The sequence below is a fragment of the Acinetobacter tandoii genome (genome assembly GCF_008867985.1).
Taxonomy (GTDB): Bacteria; Pseudomonadota; Gammaproteobacteria; order Pseudomonadales; family Moraxellaceae; genus Acinetobacter; species Acinetobacter tandoii.
Genome location: NZ_VXLD01000002.1, coordinates 190335 through 208637, shown reverse-complemented (window position 1 = coordinate 208637; position 18303 = coordinate 190335). Strand labels below are relative to the sequence as shown.

18 protein-coding genes are annotated in these 18303 nt (G+C 38.0%); 9 read left to right on the top strand and 9 right to left on the bottom strand.

Annotation, left to right across the window (positions count from 1 at the left end; all coding sequences use genetic code 11):
* Window positions 1-71: 71 nt before the first annotated feature.
* Window positions 72-476, bottom strand: a complete 405-nt coding sequence (locus F4W09_RS04095) for a Cd(II)/Pb(II)-responsive transcriptional regulator (protein WP_044739419.1) — start codon at window positions 474-476, stop codon at window positions 72-74.
* 63 nt (window positions 477-539) lie between these two features.
* On the opposite strand from F4W09_RS04095, the gene F4W09_RS04090 reads away from it, so the two are divergent.
* Together F4W09_RS04090 and F4W09_RS04085 are read left to right on the top strand one after the other, a co-directional pair.
* Window positions 540-1178 (top strand): cation efflux transmembrane domain-containing protein, encoded by a 639-nt coding sequence (locus F4W09_RS04090; RefSeq protein ID WP_151504106.1) that lies wholly within the window; start codon window positions 540-542, stop codon window positions 1176-1178.
* 279 nt (window positions 1179-1457) lie between these two features.
* Window positions 1458-2114, top strand: a complete 657-nt coding sequence (locus F4W09_RS04085) for a hypothetical protein (RefSeq protein ID WP_104440860.1) — start codon at window positions 1458-1460, stop codon at window positions 2112-2114.
* Window positions 2115-2135: 21 nt separating this feature from the next.
* On the opposite strand, the gene F4W09_RS04080 is transcribed toward F4W09_RS04085, so the two are convergent.
* Both F4W09_RS04080 and F4W09_RS04075 read right to left on the bottom strand, forming a co-directional pair.
* Window positions 2136-2924: a DUF2071 domain-containing protein gene (locus F4W09_RS04080; RefSeq protein ID WP_151504105.1), complete on the bottom strand. Its 789-nt coding sequence runs from the start codon at window positions 2922-2924 to the stop codon at window positions 2136-2138.
* 105 nt (window positions 2925-3029) lie between these two features.
* A complete protein-coding gene (locus F4W09_RS04075) occupies window positions 3030-3869 on the bottom strand; it encodes a hypothetical protein (protein WP_151504104.1) in 840 nt (279 codons plus the stop codon).
* Between the two features lie 259 nt (window positions 3870-4128).
* On the opposite strand from F4W09_RS04075, the gene F4W09_RS04070 reads away from it, so the two are divergent.
* The gene (locus F4W09_RS04070) at window positions 4129-4695 is read left to right on the top strand and encodes a TetR/AcrR family transcriptional regulator (RefSeq protein WP_044739424.1); all 567 of its coding nucleotides are present in this window, start codon (window positions 4129-4131) and stop codon (window positions 4693-4695) included.
* 458 nt (window positions 4696-5153) lie between these two features.
* Here F4W09_RS04070 and F4W09_RS04065 read toward each other — a convergent pair whose 3' ends face one another.
* On the bottom strand, window positions 5154-5933 hold the full coding sequence (locus F4W09_RS04065) for a ferredoxin--NADP reductase (protein WP_016167459.1): 780 nt from the start codon (window positions 5931-5933) through the stop codon (window positions 5154-5156).
* Window positions 5934-6038: 105 nt separating this feature from the next.
* Here F4W09_RS04065 and tsaA point away from each other — a divergent pair, with 105 nt between their 5' ends.
* Window positions 6039-6755: a tRNA (N6-threonylcarbamoyladenosine(37)-N6)-methyltransferase TrmO gene (tsaA, locus tag F4W09_RS04060; protein ID WP_151504103.1), complete on the top strand. Its 717-nt coding sequence runs from the start codon at window positions 6039-6041 to the stop codon at window positions 6753-6755.
* Between the two features lie 5 nt (window positions 6756-6760).
* Here tsaA and F4W09_RS04055 read toward each other — a convergent pair whose 3' ends face one another.
* Both F4W09_RS04055 and F4W09_RS04050 read right to left on the bottom strand, forming a co-directional pair.
* Window positions 6761-7693 (bottom strand): sensor domain-containing diguanylate cyclase, encoded by a 933-nt coding sequence (locus F4W09_RS04055; RefSeq protein ID WP_104440856.1) that lies wholly within the window; start codon window positions 7691-7693, stop codon window positions 6761-6763.
* Window positions 7694-7951: 258 nt separating this feature from the next.
* Window positions 7952-9211 (bottom strand): MgtC/SapB family protein, encoded by a 1260-nt coding sequence (locus F4W09_RS04050; protein ID WP_104440855.1) that lies wholly within the window; start codon window positions 9209-9211, stop codon window positions 7952-7954.
* 252 nt (window positions 9212-9463) lie between these two features.
* Between F4W09_RS04050 and tfpB the strand changes: the two genes are divergently transcribed.
* The 4 genes from tfpB (at window position 9464) to F4W09_RS04030 (ending at window position 13880) form a co-directional block, all read left to right on the top strand.
* Complete coding sequence (gene tfpB, locus F4W09_RS04045; RefSeq protein ID WP_151504102.1) at window positions 9464-11221, top strand: type IV pilus assembly ATPase TfpB; 1758 nt, start codon at window positions 9464-9466, stop codon at window positions 11219-11221.
* A 173-nt stretch (window positions 11222-11394) separates the two neighbouring features.
* Window positions 11395-11760, top strand: coding sequence for a NirD/YgiW/YdeI family stress tolerance protein (locus tag F4W09_RS04040; protein WP_104440851.1), 366 nt, complete (start codon window positions 11395-11397; stop codon window positions 11758-11760).
* Window positions 11761-11861: 101 nt separating this feature from the next.
* On the top strand, window positions 11862-12524 hold the full coding sequence (locus F4W09_RS04035) for a response regulator transcription factor (protein WP_151504101.1): 663 nt from the start codon (window positions 11862-11864) through the stop codon (window positions 12522-12524).
* On the top strand, window positions 12525-13880 hold the full coding sequence (locus tag F4W09_RS04030; protein ID WP_151504100.1) for a sensor histidine kinase: 1356 nt from the start codon (window positions 12525-12527) through the stop codon (window positions 13878-13880). It abuts the gene before it with no gap.
* 91 nt (window positions 13881-13971) lie between these two features.
* Here F4W09_RS04030 and hemP read toward each other — a convergent pair whose 3' ends face one another.
* The gene (gene hemP / locus F4W09_RS04025; protein WP_044739433.1) at window positions 13972-14142 is read right to left on the bottom strand and encodes a hemin uptake protein HemP; all 171 of its coding nucleotides are present in this window, start codon (window positions 14140-14142) and stop codon (window positions 13972-13974) included.
* A 141-nt stretch (window positions 14143-14283) separates the two neighbouring features.
* On the opposite strand from hemP, the gene F4W09_RS04020 reads away from it, so the two are divergent.
* A complete protein-coding gene (locus tag F4W09_RS04020) occupies window positions 14284-15183 on the top strand; it encodes a thiamine phosphate synthase (protein ID WP_151504099.1) in 900 nt (299 codons plus the stop codon).
* A 44-nt stretch (window positions 15184-15227) separates the two neighbouring features.
* On the opposite strand, the gene F4W09_RS04015 is transcribed toward F4W09_RS04020, so the two are convergent.
* Both F4W09_RS04015 and mrcB read right to left on the bottom strand, forming a co-directional pair.
* The gene (locus F4W09_RS04015; protein WP_151504317.1) at window positions 15228-15776 is read right to left on the bottom strand and encodes a tetratricopeptide repeat protein; all 549 of its coding nucleotides are present in this window, start codon (window positions 15774-15776) and stop codon (window positions 15228-15230) included.
* Window positions 15777-15792: 16 nt separating this feature from the next.
* Window positions 15793-18192: a penicillin-binding protein 1B gene (gene mrcB, locus F4W09_RS04010; protein ID WP_151504098.1), complete on the bottom strand. Its 2400-nt coding sequence runs from the start codon at window positions 18190-18192 to the stop codon at window positions 15793-15795.
* Window positions 18193-18303: the final 111 nt, after the last annotated feature.

Sequence of the window (18303 nt, the reverse complement as noted above, 5' to 3'; positions counted from 1 at the left end):
AAGGCATACAAATAATATGACTTTATTGTATGGATATCAAAAAAGGATTCAACCCAGTAAATTAGTCGGTTTTATTCTGATAAACCTAGATTTTTCAAAATTTGACAGTGATCAATGGTGGTATTGCTGGAACAGGATTGACGTAGTTCCTGTAACTGGCTTTGAAATGAGATCAATTCGGCAATGTTTTTTTCCACTTGTAAAATATGCTGTTCGATCATTTGATCAACAACTTGGCAGCCTTGTTGTGGTTGTTTAATGAGATCAATCAATTGTTGAATTTCGGCAAGAGACATATCCAAGCCACGACACTGTTTGATAAATTGCAGCCTTTTTAAGGTTGCTTCATCATAATATTTATAATTATTTTCGGCACGGTAGCTAGGAATAATCAGATGTTTTTTTTCATAAAAGCGTACTGTATCAACAGGTAGTTGTGTTTTTTTTGCGAGTTGGTGGATTAAATAATGCTGCATAGCTTGACCTTAGAGCGAGTCCATAGTTTTAAATAAGCATAATATAGATCAAGGAGTATGGAAATGGCTTGTAGCTGTAGTCATGAACCCGCACCAGTCAAACCCAATAGTAAATTTAGAACAGCTTTATGGATTGCACTGATTATTAACCTGACGATGTTTTTTGTTGAACTGATTGGTGGGGCTTATGCGCACTCTTCAGCACTGTGGGCAGATTCACTCGATTTTTTTGGTGATGCAGTCAATTACGCCATTTCACTGGCGGTGTTGGGTGCAAGTTTATATTGGCGCGCCACGGTTGCGTTGCTGAAAGGTTTGACGATGGCGAGTTTTGGCCTAATCGTCATCACAAAAACAGCTTATAGCTATGTTCAAGGTATTCCACCCGAAGCGATTACGATGGGGATGATTGGTATTTTGGCTTTAATTGCGAACGTGATTTCAGCTTTTATTTTATATGCTTTTCGTGATGGCGATGCCAATATGCAATCAGTTTGGTTGTGTAGCCGGAATGATGCGATTGGTAATGTTGCCGTAATTTTTGCTGCAATAGGGGTGTTCGGTACAGGCAGCTTAATTCCTGATTTAATTGTGGCTTTAATTATGTCAATTCTTGGTTTAACAGGTGGTTATCGTGTGATTAAACAAGCTTTGGCAGAGCGTAATAGCAGTAAAACTGTGAGTAGTTTGGAAGAGTGTTAATAAGTAACGTCGAATTGAATAGTCGATCTAGTAACTTGTGATGATTGTGGATTTCATCACAAGTTGAATTATGTTGTAAATTTTCTATTAAGATTTATTTATATTTCATTGATTTTTACCTATAATTTCTCAAATTTACTTTTTATAAAACCATAAATTTTTAAATGGTCAGGGATAGAATGTGTGTATTGTTGAGTGAAAAATAAAAAAATGGAATTTCTTTTTTTATTTAAAGAAGAAAAATTGGAGATATCAATAAAATTTTAAAAAAGAGGAAATATGCCAAAAGTTTTTAAAAGTAAAACTGGTTGTATTTATTTGCTATTTCAAATTATTTTCTGTTTTATTTTTTTTGATAGTTTTAATACATATTTATTAATTTTTAATCTATGTATATTTTATTCAATTGCAGCTTTTTATTCGAGTAAAAAATTTGAATTCTATCTGATATTTCTTGTGATGGTGGGGGCATTTATCTATTCATGGATGTCTTTTTTTAATAAAAACCCCAATCTTTATGTTAACAATAACAATTATATAGAGGGGTATTATTTAGTAGATATTCCAAAAAATAAAACTCGTCCACTAGGGACACTTACAGGTCGAGATAGTTGGATTGAACCTGCATCATATAGAACTTTGAGGTTGAAAGATAAAAAGAATAATTCAAAAATTATTATTGAATGCTCTATTACAGAGTTAGGTTGTCCATTTTATAAAGATGTTGGGAGAGAGGTGTATGTGAAATATGTGGTAAGTGATTTTTATTCCAGAAAATATGCATTCTATCTTGATGGTGGTGATATTTATAACGAAGATTATTTTAAAAGAAAGTATGAAAAAGAGAACTATAAAAAATTATTCTTTATTATTTTCTATATGGGGAGTTGTTTTGCTTTCGTCTTGTTTTTTGTTCGCAGTAAATTTGTGAAATAAAAAATTAGTTCTCATTTTATTTCACCGAATGACTTGTGGTGGAAGATAGATTGTAAATTCATTAATCGGTTCTATCAGAGAACTATACGGATTCAGTTGATCTTCAAACGAAACTAAATTCAGTCGATCAAGCAAGTCAAATTTTGCATGAAGTAATTGCGCAGGTTTTAACTGCAGACGGTCATGCCAAACACGATAAGTCCCTAATTGGCCATCACGACGATGATAAAAGCCGGCATGAGGGTGGGTGAGATAAACCAAATGACTTTCTAAATCTGGGAAGCCTGCATAATTCCACAGATCATGTTCAGATTGAGTGAGTTGTAATTCAGCATTTGCCCATGCCGATTGGGTTTGCATCTTATAGTGGTTGTAATTTCCTTGTTCATCCTGACGACAGTCAAAATTGAACTCAGCCGAATACCAAGGGAGTTGCCATAAATAGCGTGGGACAATGAGCGTCCATGAATCTAAAGTGGTTCCTAAAAACCAAACACAGCGTTCCTGAGTATGTTGATCAATCACATAAACACGGTAATCGGTTTGTCCCATGCTGAAATTGGGAAAAGGAAAAACAGCAGAGCTAAAATCTACATTGATAAATGGCACAACTGACATGAGTACTTGCTTTATACCTTGATATTCGATGGTATCGAGTTTAAACCGAGGAGGGATAATGGCATTCAAGCGTACAGGATCAAGAGCATAAGTAATGATTGCAAAATGCTGTAATTTACATTGCACATCAAACCCGGTGGGTTTTGGGCGTGGATGTAAACATTCTTTAAATTTGAGATTTGGAAAACTCATTGAATTTATTATAAAGTTTATTTTAATTGTACTTATTCTAAGGAAAGTCATTTTTGCAGTAAAGCCATCGACTAAATATAGGTCGATGTGGAAATAACATTGCAATTAAGTGCTGAGTAAATTCATTTTGTTCCAGAATTTTGCCCAAAGATCTAAATATTCTTGTACAACAGTTTGATATTCAGGTTTTTGACTGCCTTGATAGCTTTGAGTGAGAAGTGACCAAATATCATCTTCGTGATTGTCATCATTGGCTAATCTATAGCTATCATCCACAATACCGTGACAATCATAATAGCCTTCCGTGAAAAGCGAATCATATTTCTCTAAATTGATGCGTAACGCTTCGCTATATTTAATCACTTGTAATTCGGCACAGGCTAAAATGAGCAGCAGGTGTTCATATGAGTTTAAATGTAACTGAATAAACTGATTGAGTTCATACGCTTCGTTACATATTTCTTGTTCATCAAATGGATCAATTTCTAAAGCGTGCAGTAAATCCATGAAATAAACCAAATGTGATTTACTTGGAGAACTCAGTTGTAATTGGTAGGTGTTAAAACCGAACTCATCAATCAGATTTAATGATAACAAGTAACGTGCATACGCTTTGGCGTGTACACGCTGTTGTATATGAATATTGGGGTGATGCTCTAATTGACATGCTTGATAGATCAGCATACTTAATGCATCGGTAAAGACTTTTACAATTGCAGCGAAATAATTGATATGAATCAACTTGAGTTGTTTTAGTGAAAGAGCTTGATTGTGTAAGCGTTCTAAAATTTTTTGTTTAAATAAGGGATGTTCAAGACTGTACTGTTTGAGTGAGTTCACTTGCTCGACATGCTGATGCCATAGAGAAGGCTCAACCGAATGTCGAATAAAATTTAAAGCTTCCAATCGGGCATTTTCTGATTGTGTAAAAGCAAGTGTACTCATGTTTGAGATATCAGATTTTGGATAATTTAATCATATTAAAAAAAAGTTAAATATGCTATAAACATTTACACGAGATACTTCACTTTTCCTGATTTATTATTATAGAATAGGTACATACGAAACTTTACGTATGATTTTATTCATCTGATGTAAATAATGATATAATATAACCCATACGTTTCTTTGTTTAAAAAGATGCTCTTTCTTAATTTCATTTTGACCCACTTCTGCTTAAAGATAAGTTTGGTAGGTAAATAGCATGTCCAAAAAAGACGACATTATTAGTACTGCGCTTCATCTTTTCAATTCTTATAGCTATAACTCGATTGGGATTGATCGAATTATTAGTGAATCGGGTGTCGCTAAAATGACATTCTATAAATATTTTCCTTCTAAAGCGAAACTGATTGAAGAGTGCTTACACCGTAGAAATATGAATTTACAAGAATCTTTAGATGCAGCAATTGCTCAGTGTCGAGCTGAAGAATATTTAGACCATATTAAAACCATTTTTTACTGGTATCACGCTTGGTTTCAAATGGATGACTTTAATGGATGTATGTTTCAAAAAGCAGTTGAGGAAGTTTCCAAGGTTTATCCTTCGACCATGCAACCCGCTATGGAATATAAAGAATGGTTAACTGAGCGTATCCGTTTTGCATTGGCAAAATTAGGGGTGACTCAGTCGTCTCAACTGGCTGGTCTATTGGCCAGTATTTTGGATGGTATGACCATACAAGCTCAAATGGATAAGAATTTAGTCAAGATTGATGAGTATTGGAAACGAGTTTATAAGCTGATTCAGCTTGAGCTCATGGAAGTCTAAATAGATTTCCATTTGGTGAGATGAGTTAAGTCACTTGAACGGGCATTCAAATAAAAAAGCGTGAATACCTTAATGGTATTCACGCCTCGCTGATAGTTCCCTGATATTAATATTTTAACCGGCCCCGAGCAGAAGCTGTCTAAAATATTAATGTTTTAGAGGAGCTTGGAATCTCCTTTCTTATATAATTTATTATAATTATTATAAAGTACCCTCTGGATTGATTATAAATTACATCAGCTCAACAAAGTCACATCCTGAACTAGACAGACCTGTCTGTTCTTGAATCGAATTATAGGAGTTTTTATTGATTTCGACAACACTTTTTAGTCGTTTTATTGGATTTTATGACGAAATTTTGCGCTTTGGGTTAAAAATTATACATTTTTTGTAAAAATTAAATGACTGAAAAATAAAAAAAACCGAGGGATTTCCTCGGTTTTAACTTGAAAAGAAGATTACTTCTCAACAAATGCACGTTCAATGACATAATCGCCTAAAACACCCATGCGTGGTGATTCTTTAAGACCATGTTGATCTAAAAGTGCAGCGACATCATCAAGGAATGCTGGGCTACCGCAAAGCATTGCACGGTCAGTTTCTGGGTTGAAACGTGGTAAACCAATCTTTTCAAAAATTTCGCCAGTTTCAATGACTGTCGTAACGCGACCTTGGTTCGGATATTCTTCACGGGTAACAGTAGGGTAATACACTAACTTGTCTTTAATGCCAAGTTCTTCAAAAAACTCGTTGTTTGGTAATTCATTTAGAATAAGGTCTTGATAAGCCAATTCAGAAATGAAGCGTGTACCGTGTACCACAATGACTTTTTCAAAACGTTCATACGTTTCAGGGTCACGAATAGTTGATAAGAATGGTGCAAGACCTGTACCTGAAGAAAGAAGATATAAATTCTTACCTGGGTTTAAGTCATCAAGAACTAAGGTCCCTGTTGGTTTTTTAGAAACTAAAATTTCATCGCCAACTTTTACTTGTTGTAAAATAGAAGTTAAAGGACCATCTGGTACTTTAATTGAGAAAAACTCAAGTTCTTCTTCATAATTTGCACTTGCAATAGAATAAGCGCGCATAAGTGGCTTACCATTGACTTCAAGACCAATCATCACAAATTGACCATTTTTAAAACGTAATGCGGTATCACGCGTTGTCTTAAAACTGAACAGTGTGTCATTCCAGTGGTGTACGTGAGTAATCTTTTCGACGTTAAAAGCAGCCATGAAAGGTCTCAATAAATTATCAAATTAGAACAGCTTGCTATTCTAATCTAAAATCATTCTCTATAAACTGAATATATTTAATTGAACTTATCAGAAAAAGTGATTATGTCTGAGATTCAACTGCCAATTATTGGAATTATGCATTCACCGTATCAGGAGAAATTTGGAATTCCGCGACAGCCCAATTTGGTTCAAGTTCAGTCTTATATAGAGATGCAGGCACCTTATAATGATTTGGCTGCGTTTAAAGGGATTGAAGAGTTTAGTCATCTATGGTTAGTCTGGCAGTTTCATGATAATAAGAATCAGCATAAAAAAGGTCAGTTTCGTGCACAAGTTCGTCCACCACGTCTGGGGGGGAATAAGAAAATAGGGGTGTTTGCTACGCGCAGCATGTATCGACCTGCGCCAATTGGATTATCGGTTGTAGAGTTACAAGCGGTAAAGAAAGAGGGAAAGTCTGTCAGAGTTTACATTACAGGAAGTGATTTGTTAGATGGAACCCCTATTCTAGATATTAAACCCTATATTCATTATTCCGATGCTGTATTTGAGGCAAAAAGCGGTTATGCACAACAAGAACCAAGGCGAATGCATGTGCAGTGGTCAGAATTTGCTACATTAGAAAAGCAGCGCTTGCTGACACAGCAATTGATTACTCAGTCGCGATTTGACGAATTAGATCAGGTATTGTCATTAGACCCTCGACCAGCATATCAGGAAGACAGTGATCGGATTTATAAAATGAAATTTGCTCAACTCGATGTAAGTTTTGTTATTCAGAGTCAAAACTTAGAGGTCATTGCTTTAGATTTCATTTAACTAATCTAGTGGCGGTTGAGTTTATCTTGGTACATGTTTTTGTCGGCTTGTAAACATGTAGCGAGAATTCCATCACTTGGATCACGTAGAGCGAAGCCAATTGCAGCGCTAATTTGTTTTGTGTTTAGGTTCTGCATGATTCGTTCTAAGTGAGCCTGAGACGATTCGAAGTCATTTTCTACGGTTAATATGGCAAATTCATCGCCACCTATACGTGCAATAATATCGGTATTACGACAACTTTCTGTTAACACTGTTGCGGTTTGACGAATGAGTTCATCACCTGCAGCGTGTCCATGTGCATCATTCATGAATTTTAGATCGTTTAAATCTAGCATAAATACTGTGGCGTGATGTCCATAGAATTGGCAACGTTCTTCTTCAGCGAGGAGAAACTGATCCCAAGCCCGACGGTTATAGAGACCTGTAAGTGGATCACGTAGCGCTTCGGCCTGTAAACGTTCATTTTTACGGGTCTGTTCAATTTCTCTCAATTCGGTTTGTAAGATTTGACTGAGTAAATCTCCGAGTAACTCAATTAAACTTTGCTCTTCTTTAAGGCTTTCAGATTTTGGTTCTGGATCAATCGCGCATAAAGTTCCAAACAAGCTACCATCTTCTTTAGTCAGCGGTTGACCAATGTAGGCTTTAATTTTGAGCTGTTGTGCAATCGGCGCTTGGCGATACGCGGGAATATCATCGGATAGGGGTGCAATTTTAGGACCATTGCCCAAGACCATCTGAGAGCAAAATGAATCGGCCCAATTAAAGACTTGCCCAGCATGTATATCATAACCATGATCTTCTGTTTGTAAGATAATCCAGTCTTCACCTTCTACACGGGTAATCATCCAAAGACCGAAACCGAAACGTTGATATAAAAAATTGAGAACAGCTTGTCCTGCATCATGAAAGCTTTTAAAACCAATGTCGTTCATTGCACGAACCTTTTACAACGAATAAGGGGAATAAGTTCAGGTATTATTTTAAATGATTCATAATTAATAATTGGTTGTATCATACAATAATGTAAAAATGAATCGATTTAAAATGCGAGTTAAATCTCATTTAAAATAATTAATGTGTAGTATCTTCATTATTGCTGTTTTTATAAAATAAGGGATTTTACCAAATGTGAGTCTAAATCCTGCTTTTAATGGAATAGAGTAAATGGTGAATAATATACACAAAATAGTCTAAGGTATCATCCACCATAAGATCAAAATAAAAACCAGCATATGTAAAATTTGAGCAGGTGCAAAGGCTAGGGCATATTTACCTCCGCCTGTGAGGCCTGCATTGATAGATTTGGCGATTGCATGGGCTGCCATTCCTAAAATAAGGGCATAGACAAGCGTGTGATTGGCAGGATCACCTTGTACAACAATTGCAGCAATTGCGGCATGAATTTCAAATAAGGATGCTAAAAGTGTCCCTATAATTAAGCCCGCATCGCCTAAGAGTAAGCTTAAACCATAAACTACCGCCTGAATAATCGTGAGTGTTGCTGCAATAATGGCAGCTTCTTTCAGGCTAAACATGCGCCCATCAGGATGTTCTGTTGGTGTCGAGGGTTTGGTTTTACGCATAAGCCAAAGTGCCCACAAAATTAAAATACTTATGGCGGCAAGAGCTGGCAGAATAATGAGTTTTAACCAGTTTAAATTAATTCCAGCGACGATGAGTAGCAGTTGTAAGAGCGTGGCAACACAAGATAATAAGGCAGCACCTGCATTCGGTACAGCTTCAGCACGCCCTGCACGAATCTCCATACCGAGGCTGGCAATTGTGGCGGTACTTGATACAAAACCAGAGGCTAATGCAGATAAAATCAGTGCATTTTTTGCTGAGAGTAAGCGTTTCGAAATATGGGCAAGTGCTTGAACAGCAAGAATTAAAGCCAGCAATTTGAGAATAATGTGCGGGTTTAATACCGTACCCCAAAGTGGCGTGTTAGGCGTTAATGGCAATGCCACAAGAATCAGTGCAAGTAAGAATAGTCCATCTCGAAACTCATGTTCAGTTATCCATTGACTAGCAAAGCCATGAATTGGATGTTTGAGCATCAAAATAATGGTAAGTATGACCGATAATCCTGCTGCGAATGGCGCATGCCATATACAAAGCGCACCAATAAAATAGGTCATCACAAAGGCTAATTCAGTTGTGACCCCTGGGTCATCTATTTGGTTACGAAGGGAGAATACGGTTATTGCTCCAACAATTATGGCACCTACAATACCAATGACGGTACCTAAGGCAAAACATAATGCACCCATCAAGGCACATATGGCAAAAGAACGTACACCTGCAAAACTGTTTGGGTTTTCACGTTGTTTGCTTCTTTCTCTTTCTAATCCAATTACCAAGCCGCAGCCCAAAGCTACGGCCATCATAGTTAACAGCTCTTGAAAGGATGCTTGTTCTAAGGTCTGGTTAAATAGGAGATCAGACATGAGCAAATTCGAACCTTATTATTGTGAGTCTATATTTATGTGAATAATGGATTTTTCTTATGCTTTTTCCCCAATAGAGGATATTTTATTCTTTATACCATAATTTAAACAAAACTTTGAAATATCTCCTTAGATTAAAAGTTTCAATATGAAGATATTAGTAGGTTAATCAGTAGTTTTAACCCTTTAAGTCGATGAACATTCGAGAAATAAAGTCTGTTATAGTGTCGCTAGAAATTGAGGCTTAGAATAATGAATTTTAATTTTGAAATTGATACGACTTGGTGTTTAGAGCAACTATTTAAAGATGGACGTATTGATGAGCGTGAAAAATTATTAGTACAAACCACGCACCGTCAACGGGAACAACTTAAATGGCATCCATTACAATGGATTGCAAATTTTAATTTAAAAGACCAGCTTCATCCTCAGGCGACCTTATCTCTAAATCGTTTAATGCAATGGCTAGCAGATAAATCTAGCCTTCCTTTATATGTGATTGATCCACTCAAAGCAGATGTGGGTGCGCTGACCAATGTAATGTCGCAAGAGTTCGCTGTTCGTAACAGAATTCTTGCTGTAGAAGTAAAAGCGGACGAAATTTTAATTGCAACGGATCAACCCTATAAAACCGAATGGATGGGAAATTTAGAGCGCAGTTTGTTACCGAAAAAGATTCAACGGGTGCTGCTCAGCCCAGATCAGTTACAACGTTATTTGGTTGAATATTATCAGGTAAGCCGGGCAGTATCGAACTCGCAGAAGTCTAGTACTTATGATCGTGAAAATAAAGGTGTGGAAGCCTTATTACAATTAGGCGACACGCAAAATCCTGATGCGAATGATCAGCATATTGTAAAATTGGTCGATTGGATTTTACAGTTTGCGTTTGAACAAGGTGCCAGTGATATTCATATGGAGCCACGCAAAGATACGGGTAAAGTTCGATTTCGTATTGATGGGGTATTACATACGATTTATAACATGCCAGCGAATACGCTGACAGCCGTGATCTCACGGATTAAGATTTTGGGTCGTATGAATGTTGCGGAAAAGCGTAAACCACAAGATGGACGTTTAAAAACCCGTACCCCCAAAGGACAAGAAACGGAATTACGTTTATCCACTTTACCCACAGCATTTGGTGAAAAGTTGGTGATGCGTATTTTTGACCCAGAGGTTTTGGTACGTAGCTTTGAACAGTTGGGTTTTGAAGGTAGCTTGTTAAGTGATTGGCAAAGTTTAACCTCACATAGTCACGGCATTATTTTGGTTACAGGACCAACAGGTTCTGGTAAAACCACGACTTTATATTCTTCCCTGAAGCAATTGGCGACAGACCAAGTGAATGTTTGTACTATTGAAGATCCGATTGAAATGTTGGAACCAAGTTTCAACCAAATGCAGGTGAACACAGCAATTGATCTTGGTTTTGCGGATGGTGTACGTGCACTCATGCGTCAAGACCCCGATATTATTATGGTGGGGGAAATCCGTGACCACGATACAGCCAATATGGCAATTCAGGCAGCATTGACGGGTCACTTGGTGCTTTCAACCCTACATACCAATGATGCGCCATCGAGCTTGACCCGTTTACATGATTTAGGTGTGCAACCATTTTTGACTGCGGCAACAATTCTTGGTGTGTTGGCACAGCGCTTGGTACGTAAACTGTGCCCACATTGTAAAAAAGAAAGTCATATCAATGAAAATGAATGGGAACATTTAACGTTTGATTACATTATGGAAATGCCCGAAAAAGTTTATAGCGCCGTCGGTTGTGAAGCATGTCGTCATACAGGCTATAAAGGGCGTGTCGGTATTTACGAATTTATGCCTCTCAGTTTAACCACCAAGCAACTCATTGGTGCAAATGCCAATTTAACCGAGTTACGTCAACAGGCAAAAAAAGAAGGGATTGAACCTTTGCGTATTGCAGGTGCACGTAAAGTGATTGCGGGCATGACCACCTTGGAAGAAGTGTTACGTGTTGTGCCGTTGAATTAGCATATATTCATGAGGCAGCTTATTCAAATGAATGATGCTATTTGAACACAAGATATGAGTTCTACTCATTTTGTTGAAATATGTTGTATTGAACTCATCTTAAGATTCCACTCATGTTATTTTGTTTTAATTGCATTAACCAAATCAAGATATGAATATTTGAGGGTGAAGTAATGAATGTAATTTCTAAAATAGCGTTAGTTACAGCTTTTGTGAGTACAGCGAGTGGTTTTGCATTTGCCAATACGGCAGTAGTGAATCAACAGGCAATTGCTCCAACACAAATTACCGTTAAGCAGGCACTAACTTTAAAAGATGATACACCTGTAAAACTGAAAGGCTATGTTGTTAAAGCTTTGGGTGATGAAAAATATCAGTTCCAAGACCATACAGGTAGTATTACGGTCGATATCGATGATGAATTATGGCGTGGTCAACCTGTATCGGCAAAAACACCAGTTACACTAACAGGTGAAGTGGATATTGATTATCTTCCAACCAAACGTGTTGAAATTGATGTTGATACTTTAACTTTTTAATCAGACATCCATTGAACTGAAGCCACATGCAAAACATGTGGCTTTTGTATTTTAAATCCAATCAAGGCATGCTGATGATAAGCATGTAATGTGAGTACACGATGCGAATTTTATTAGCTGAAGACGATTATTCCCAAGCCGAAAGCATTAAAACTTGGTTAGAAATGGACGGTTATAATGTAGATTGGGTTGATCGTGGAGATTATGCAATTCATGCCATAGAACAACACCAATATGACTGCATTCTTTTAGACCGTGGTTTGCCACAAGCTACGGGAGATGACATTCTTAAAACAATAAGAACACGGCAGCAAGGTATTCCTGTTATTTTTATTACGGCAAGAGACAGTATTCATGACCGTGTTGAGGGGCTAGATTTAGGAGCCAATGATTATTTGGTCAAACCGTTTAGCTTAGAAGAATTATCAGCACGAGTTCGTACTCAATTACGTTTGCAGCAATCATCGGTAGGTCAGTATTTATCTTTTGCCAATTTACAACTCGACCCGCAAGCCAAGGTTGTTCAGCAAAATGGACAGGTGATTCATCTCACTGCGAAAGAATTTCAGATTTTATATAAATTAATGCAGAAACCTGAAAATACTGTAACGCGTGAACAACTCGAAGAGTCTCTGTATGCATGGGGTGAAGAAATTGAAAGTAATGCGATAGAAGTATTTATTTATCAATTACGGAAGAAAATAGGCGCTGATTTGATTAAAACGGTTCGAGGGCTAGGCTATCGAATGAATCAGGATACTTAAATGGCTGCCAAGCATATTTCATTGCAAAAGAGGTTGGTGAAGACGTCTGTGCTAAGTTCAGTTGCAGCAGGCGCGGTCGCTTTTATTTTATTGGTGGGCATTTCGATATATCAAAGTATGAGTATGCAAGATGAAATTATGGATGAAATTGCTGATGCTTTACTTCTTGTTCACCCCAATCAAAATGAAGGACCGCATATCACACAGTTAAGTGATGAGTTTGATCTACAATATCAGTTGATTCATCAGCAAAAAGTTGTGCTTCAATCCGATTCATTTGAATTGGCATCTATGGTGAATTTTTTAGATATGCAGCATGAGCATTTTGATTACGTTTGGTTTCAACATGCGCTGTGGCGAAGTTATCAATCCTTTGATCAGGATACTCAGATGCAAGTGGTGATTTATCAACCTATGCAAGTTCGTTTTGAAAAAATCTTGAGTAGTTTTGCGATATATGCTGTTTTGTTAATGGTCTTGTGGTTATTACAGTGGTTATTTTCACATTTTGCGATTGCATGTCAGTTCAAAGTTATGCAAATGTTATCTAAAAAAATAGCGGATAAAAGTGCACAGGACTTAACGCCGATTATGCAGAATGAACCGATCATTGATGAGCTTCAGCCTATAGTTTTACAATTGAATCAGTTGTTACAGCGCCTAGATCAATCCTTGCAAGCAGAGCAGCGCTTTACCGCAGATGCTTCGCATGAATTACGTTCACCACTGTCTGCAATTCAGTTGCGCTTGCAAGTACTCCAACGGAAATATCAAGATCAGTCTCAATTTACCCAAGAATTACAACAAATTCAGCAAGATGTTAGTCGTGGCACCCAAGTTCTAGAAAATTTATTGCTGCTCGCACGTTTAGACCCGACTGAAACGGCAGATTTACCTTTATCACCGCTGAACTTAGGTCAACTGGTGATAGACGTTTGGAATAGTTTGGACATTTTTAGGCAACAGAAGCACACTGAACTTGTGTCCAATATTGAAACCTGTTGGATTAAGGTAAATCCTGAGTTAATGACAGTTTGCTTACGTAATCTTCTAGATAATGCCATACGTTATAGCCAACCCCATAAATGTGTTTATATTCAAGTCACGGTCAAGCAACAACAGGTGTATCTCTGTATTGAAAATGAAGGTGAAGGGGTAGACAGCGACACGATCTCGCGTTTGGGTGAGCGTTTTTATCGGGCTTTAGGCAGTAAAACGACGGGTTCAGGGTTAGGACTTTCAATCTGTAAAAAAATTGTGCAACTGCATCATGCGAGCATTGATTTTTCAGTGTCTTCTTATGGTGGTTTAAAAGTAGAGTTGTACTTTAGAAAATTTGAAACACCTGAAATTTGAGATATTGTTCTATTTAGCCTGTAAATAAAAAAGCAGTACGCGCTGACATACTGCTAGTTCCCACGTTTATTATTATCAGTTTATTTTGTTTTTATTTCGTGAGAATAAGGCGATTATTCCGAGTTAAACGTAGACGATATTCTTCACCTGCATGCATGATGCGAATTTCACGTCCAAGGGCGAAAAGATTGTTGGAATGTAGCATTGGCAGTGCATGTGCAGATTCGGTGTGACGAGTAAATAAGCTAAAAGGTGCGTTCATTTTTTTGTTACTCCGTGGTGTATTCTTGAGTGGTTTAAATGATAATCATTATCGAATAGATCTGTCAACGGGAATTTTAGCAATTTATAAAAAAACTAAATTTACTTACACTGAGACTACTTTAAAGTGATGGAACTTGTTATGTTCAAGCCAAATATTCATGTCGCAATTGCCTTATTACTCCATCAAAATAAAATATTGGTTGGATGGCGCAGTGCTGAACAGCATCAAGGGAATAAGCATGAATTTCCTGGTGGGAAAGTCGAAGCGAATGAAACGCCTTTAGAAGCTTGTCGCCGTGAAGTTTTTGAAGAAGTTGGAGTAGGGCTGAATGGCTGGCATATGTTTGATGTGATTTGTCATGAATATGATGATGTCGTGGTAAATTTACATTTATTTCATGCCATTGTGCCCGAAGCATTACTGAATGAAATTCAACAACCTTGGACATGGTATAGCCGTGCAGAATTGCTGAGTTTGAATTTCCCGAAAGCCAATTTTAGTATTTTGCAACGCTTATATTGGCCAAATCAAATTAAAATTTCTGAGCATTTGAATGATTTGGAACAACTTAAACCGCAGCAATTATTATATTGGCGTGTTGAACATACAGCAGCAGATTTGGAAGATTTAGAACAATTATCTGAACAACAAGCAGGTCATTTAATTGTCAATGTGCAAGCGTGGCAAAAATTGACGTTGCCAATGCAGAAGAAAGTAGCTGCAATTCATCTCAAACAACATCAGTTGATGACAGTTAAGCGTGGAGAATTACCTGCCGGCTTTCGTTTCATCGCAGCTTGTCATGATGCTGTGGCCATGAAACATGCACAAAATATTGGCTGTGATGCGATCATTTTAAGTCCTGTTTTGGCTACAGCGACACATCCTGATGTTGAGCCATTAGGATGGGCTCGTTTTCAAGAATACGCTCAACAAGTGGATATTCCTGTATTTGCATTAGGAGGAATGCATGTCGAGCTGTTACAACAAGCGCAATCACATCATGCTTACGGTATTGCAGGAATCAGATATCTTTAAAAAAAACGTAGTAAATTCTTCATAAAGTGTAGAACAATCAGGCATTAAAGTGACTTTAATGCCTGTTGAGCTTGTTGTACGGTTTTACTATTATTTTGCTTTTGCCCTGCTTTGGCTATGGCTCCCCAAAGTTGCTTTTTCATAGCTTGGGTTTGTGCATAGCTTAAGCCCCGACGGGCTAAAGCTTCCGCATTTGCAGGCTGATTTTTTTGATTGGCAACTAAAGCCAAAAATAAGAAAGTTTCCGCTGACTGCGGTGCTAGACGCTGTGCACGTAAAGCAGCCGCTTCAGCATCATTCCAGCGTCCTCGTTTATAGGCTTGCTGTGTTTGCTGCATTAACTGTTTAAAGGCTGGAAGTGAGCGTCCATCTTCAAATTTCTGCTGAGATTTTTGTTCAGGCACCACGACCTGCATTTTTTGCCGTTTAATCTCGGGCTGATCATACGGTGTAATCACCACACCAGAAGATTTTGGTTGAGCAGCTTTGGGCTTTTCGGTGGTAACAGCAGGTTTAGCACTTTCTGGCTTGGGTAGGCTTTGACAACCAACCAAAGCCATTACAGCAGCAGAAAGGAGAATCGGTCTCAGCATATACAATTACAATTCCTTAGTTGGCATACGTTCCGCTCGAAATGACACGACCTGAATTTTGATCCAAGTCATTTTGCATGTCACTTTCACTCTCGCGGATATAGTTGTCCATACTATCGGGTTGCGCTGGTTGGTTCTGGTTCATTTCCGTATCAGGTGTGTAAACTGGTTCCACTTGGTAATGAGGAAAGCCGCATGCTGTAGCACGACGTGGTACAGCACTCCTTAATAACGGTATATACAACGCACCTTCACAACCCTGAGCCGATAAGTTGCCTGAGCCACTATCGATCCATTGCCATTGCACATCGTCGGTTTGACGTAAATTGACTGGTTTTTGACGTAATTGACTCATGACATTGGTCCAAACAGGTAAAGCACCTGAAGAACCAGTCAGTCCAGTGACTTTATTGTCATCTAAACCAAGCCAAACCACACTGAGATAATTGCCTGAATATCCTGCAAACCATGAGTCACGGGTATCATTTGTGGTGCCAGATTTACCAGCAAGCTTTAATGAACTTGGCAATGTGCTGTAAGCAGAACGACCTGTACCAGAGTTCATTACCTGTTGTAGGCCATAGTTCACAATATAGGCCGCCGCAGGATCGATAGTTTGTTGCACGGTTAAACTGTAACGCTCTAAAACACGACCATTAGAATCGACCACCGAGCGAATCGATTTAATTGGGTATTTGAAACCGCCTGTAGCAAAGTTTCCATAAATACTCATGACCTCCATCGGAGACATATCAACCGCACCCAAAAAGATAGAAGGGTAGGTTGGAATGTTGGAAGTTACACCAAACTTTTTCAAATGATTACTAAAGCTAGCTACTCCAAATTCTTGTCCCAGACGAACCGCAGACAAGTTATAAGAATTAGACAAAGCTTGTACCATTGGAACCACGCCATGTTCACCACCACTATAGTTTTTTGGTGTCCAAGATTTGCCTTCACTTGGAATGCTAATGTAGCTGTCTTCGATTGGGCTGGCCCAGTTATAACGTCCAGACTCAATCGCACTCAGATAAATCACAGGTTTGAGTAATGAACCGACTTGGCGTTTTGCATCGAGTGCACGGTTAAAACCAGTAAAATCTTGGGTTGAACCTAGCGCAGCAACCAGTTCACCATTTTCTGGATGAGAAACTAAAACCGCACCTTGTAAGTCTTTTAATCGATTTGGATTATTCTTTGTTAAACGCTCAACAGAATCTTTAAATGCAGTTTGAATGTTGGTTTGTGCAATTGGATCAAGCGTAGTGAAGATTTTTAAACCTTGATTGGTTAAATCAGATTCTTGATATTCAGTCCGTAATTGACGACGCACAATATCTAGAAAATCAGGGAAGCGGGCAGGTCCTAACGTTGGTTTTGCCAAAACATTTAATGGGCGAGCAATTTCACGTTCATATTGTTCTTGTGATAAATATCCCATCACAAGCATATTATTCAACACGATATCGCGACGCTTTTTAGCACCTTCTGGGTTACGCCAAGGATTGAACAAAGAGGGTCCTTGTACTAAACCAACCAAATAGGCTTGTTGCGAGATATTGAGTTCACGTAACGGTAAACCGAAGTAGAATTGTGATGCCAAACCATAACCATTAATTGAATAGTTGCCGTTTTGCCCTAAGTTCACTTCATTTAAATAAGCTTCAAGAATTTCATCTTTGTTGTAATGTAGCTCAACCAAGAGTGCCATTAAGGCTTCGTTGACTTTACGTTTTAAAGTACGTTCTGGGCTTAAATAAAAGTTTTTAACCAACTGTTGGGTAAGTGTCGAACCACCTTGGCGTTTTCCTCCAGTCACATTACTGACCAAAGCTCGCGCAGTCCCTCGAACAGAAATACCATGATGCTTATAGAAGTTACGGTCTTCAGTTGCAATTAAGGCTTCAATTAAAGGTTTTGGCACATTGGACAATTTAATCAGAACCCGATCTTCATTGTGCTGCGGATAAATACCGCCAATCAATAAAGGTTCTAAACGCGCAATCCCTGTTGAAGATGGTTTGGTTGCACTGACTTCACTAATTTGATCATTCGCAAAACTAACTTTTAAAACTTGTTCAGGTTCAACACTATCACCGAAGTCAAAGCCGCGAGTGTGCACATATAAAGTATCACCAGAGCTAACATAGCTCCCTGATTTCGCATAACTATCCGCATTTTTATAACCTAAAAGTTTCAATTCTTGATTGAAGTCTTTCTGGCTAATGGCTGCATTGGTGTAAATTTCTAGCGGACGAGCAAAAACCTTCGCAGGAATATCCCAACGCTTACCTTCAAACTTTTCTCTCACAATATTATCTAGACGAATCAGGTAAAAACTAAATGCTAGAAAAATACCAATGACCAATATGGAGAAAATAAGTGCGAATAATCCTATGCCACGTTCAAACTTCATAAAAAGTGATAAGATCCTGATAAATTTTGCTAATCATGCGAAGCTTTTTTCCAATTTGCAATAATAAATCTGTCACAGAAGCGAAAAGCTATATAAATGTTTGAGCTAATC

Excerpts from the sequence above, each read along its gene's own strand:
- F4W09_RS04095 (WP_044739419.1), bottom strand. The coding sequence starts at position 476 with ATGCAGCATTATTTAATCCACCAACTCGCAAAAAAAACACAACTACCT.
- F4W09_RS04090 (WP_151504106.1), top strand. The coding sequence starts at position 540 with ATGGCTTGTAGCTGTAGTCATGAACCCGCACCAGTCAAACCCAATAGT.
- F4W09_RS04085 (WP_104440860.1), top strand. The coding sequence starts at position 1,458 with ATGCCAAAAGTTTTTAAAAGTAAAACTGGTTGTATTTATTTGCTATTT.
- F4W09_RS04080 (WP_151504105.1), bottom strand. The coding sequence starts at position 2,924 with ATGAGTTTTCCAAATCTCAAATTTAAAGAATGTTTACATCCACGCCCA.
- F4W09_RS04075 (WP_151504104.1), bottom strand. The coding sequence starts at position 3,869 with ATGAGTACACTTGCTTTTACACAATCAGAAAATGCCCGATTGGAAGCT.
- F4W09_RS04070 (WP_044739424.1), top strand. The coding sequence starts at position 4,129 with ATGTCCAAAAAAGACGACATTATTAGTACTGCGCTTCATCTTTTCAAT.
- F4W09_RS04065 (WP_016167459.1), bottom strand. The coding sequence starts at position 5,933 with ATGGCTGCTTTTAACGTCGAAAAGATTACTCACGTACACCACTGGAAT.
- tsaA (WP_151504103.1), top strand. The coding sequence starts at position 6,039 with ATGTCTGAGATTCAACTGCCAATTATTGGAATTATGCATTCACCGTAT.
- F4W09_RS04055 (WP_104440856.1), bottom strand. The coding sequence starts at position 7,693 with ATGAACGACATTGGTTTTAAAAGCTTTCATGATGCAGGACAAGCTGTT.
- F4W09_RS04050 (WP_104440855.1), bottom strand. The coding sequence starts at position 9,211 with ATGTCTGATCTCCTATTTAACCAGACCTTAGAACAAGCATCCTTTCAA.
- tfpB (WP_151504102.1), top strand. The coding sequence starts at position 9,464 with ATGAATTTTAATTTTGAAATTGATACGACTTGGTGTTTAGAGCAACTA.
- F4W09_RS04040 (WP_104440851.1), top strand. The coding sequence starts at position 11,395 with ATGAATGTAATTTCTAAAATAGCGTTAGTTACAGCTTTTGTGAGTACA.
- F4W09_RS04035 (WP_151504101.1), top strand. The coding sequence starts at position 11,862 with ATGCGAATTTTATTAGCTGAAGACGATTATTCCCAAGCCGAAAGCATT.
- F4W09_RS04030 (WP_151504100.1), top strand. The coding sequence starts at position 12,525 with ATGGCTGCCAAGCATATTTCATTGCAAAAGAGGTTGGTGAAGACGTCT.
- hemP (WP_044739433.1), bottom strand. The coding sequence starts at position 14,142 with ATGAACGCACCTTTTAGCTTATTTACTCGTCACACCGAATCTGCACAT.
- F4W09_RS04020 (WP_151504099.1), top strand. The coding sequence starts at position 14,284 with ATGTTCAAGCCAAATATTCATGTCGCAATTGCCTTATTACTCCATCAA.
- F4W09_RS04015 (WP_151504317.1), bottom strand. The coding sequence starts at position 15,776 with ATGCTGAGACCGATTCTCCTTTCTGCTGCTGTAATGGCTTTGGTTGGT.
- mrcB (WP_151504098.1), bottom strand. The coding sequence starts at position 18,192 with ATGAAGTTTGAACGTGGCATAGGATTATTCGCACTTATTTTCTCCATA.